The sequence below is a fragment of the Nitrospira sp. BLG_2 genome, assembly GCF_049222245.1.
On sequence record NZ_JBLYIG010000495.1, the window covers coordinates 1 to 1,772 of the forward strand.

General features: G+C 57.4%; 1 protein-coding gene. It reads left to right on the forward strand.

Annotation, left to right across the window (positions count from 1 at the left end; translation table 11 throughout):
• Positions 1 to 1,772, forward strand: a 1,772-nt coding sequence (locus tag ACOSYY_RS13520) for a fibronectin type III domain-containing protein (RefSeq protein ID WP_421663028.1), incomplete at both ends; no start/stop codon positions are given.

Genomic DNA, 1,772 nt, shown 5'->3' on the forward strand with positions numbered 1-1,772 from the left:
AGGAAGTGCAGTATCGCCTGACGCTGGTGAACAACGTGCAATCCTCACCAACCTTGGCGGCCGCGACCTTTTCAGGATCTACCGCGGCCGAAATGAAGCTCGGGTATGCGGTCGCGCTAAGCAACACCACTGTCTTGCTTACATTCAATCAGGCGGTCGACACCGTATCCGCGCAGACCACGGCGAATTATACGATCGACAATCCCGACCTGAAAGTTTTTTCCGCAGTCAAAGGCGTCGGCAACAACCTCGCCCACACCGTGACGCTTACGACGGGCCCTCAGAGTGACCAACCATACACCATCCGAGCAGTCAACATCGCCAACAGCGTCAACAACACCCTCATCGATCCCGACAAGAACACCGCGACGTTTTACGGAATCGCCGCGACGGATACCACGGCGCCGCGCTTGCTTACGGCCGAGGCGGCCTCGCCGACTTCGATCCTGCTTTCGTTCAGCGAGCCGCTGGAGAATTTCGCGTCAGAAGTGGCGAACTACTCGGTCGCATTCACCTCGGGCGCGCTGCCCGTGATCGGCGTGCAAGTGAATACCTGGGGAACGCAAGTCCTCGTCAGCGTTGTGCCCATGACTCCGGGAACGAACTACACGGTTACGGTAAATAATGTCGAAGATCGCTCCTTCAACGTCATTAACCCGACTGCCAAGACGGCGAGTTTCACCTATGTCGATCTCGACGCCGGCGACCCCGATTCGGTCCTGCCGCGCGTCACAGGGGCCATCTCCACGGGTAACCGCACGGTCCTGGTAACGTTCAATAAACCCATGAGCGATTTGGCTTTGGTGCCATCGAACTATTTCATCATCCAAAAGAACCAGCAGCCGGAAGCAGGCTACCTGACCGTGACAGACGCCGCGTTTCTAGGTGACAGCCGAACGACGGTGCGGCTGGCCACGCTCTCCCAAAGCGAACTGACTTATGTCATCAGAGTCATCAATGTGGAAGACATGCAGGGCAATCAAATGCAGCCGCCGGACCTGCTCGTCGATCCCGCGACGGCCACGTTCCCCGGCACTCCGCCGACATGTCACCCAGCTTGTGCTTCGGGCTCCGCCCATTCGGGCGGCACCGATGGACATGGGGCATGCTCGACCGACGATGACTGCGACAATGACGCACCTTGCACGGTGGGCGAGAGTGACTGTGCGGGCAAATGTGCGGACAACTGCGAATTCGACGATACCGATGGGGACGGCCTCACCGATGCCGAGGAGCAGCGGGGGTGGAAAGTCGAGGTCGAGCTTGTGGCCAAGGATGGGACGCCGAATTCGCGGCAATTCATCCAACGGGACGTGACCAGCAACCCACTGACTCCGGACACTGATTTGGATGGACTCAGTGACAGCTTGGAAAAGCAACTGGCAACCGACCCACGCGACAAGGACACGGATGACGATCTCGTACTCGACGAGCGCGAATACAATCTGTACTACACGAACCTCCTCGATCAGGACTCCGACAACGATGGCATCGACGAGCAATTGGAAATTACTTTTTTCCACACCTCCCCGATCATGGCCGACACGGACGGCGACCAGATGAGCGACTCCGAGGAACTTTTTGAACGAAGCCGGAATCCGCTGCTGGCGGAATTGCCCGTCCCTCAGATTACGGTGGAGGACATCGCACTTGAGCTGAATATCTCCTCTAGTTTTACTGACGAACAGGGAACCACAACCTCCATTGAGGACAATACGTCAACGACGTTTACACAAAGCCGTACCAACACTCTGGGAACAAGTGAAACCAAC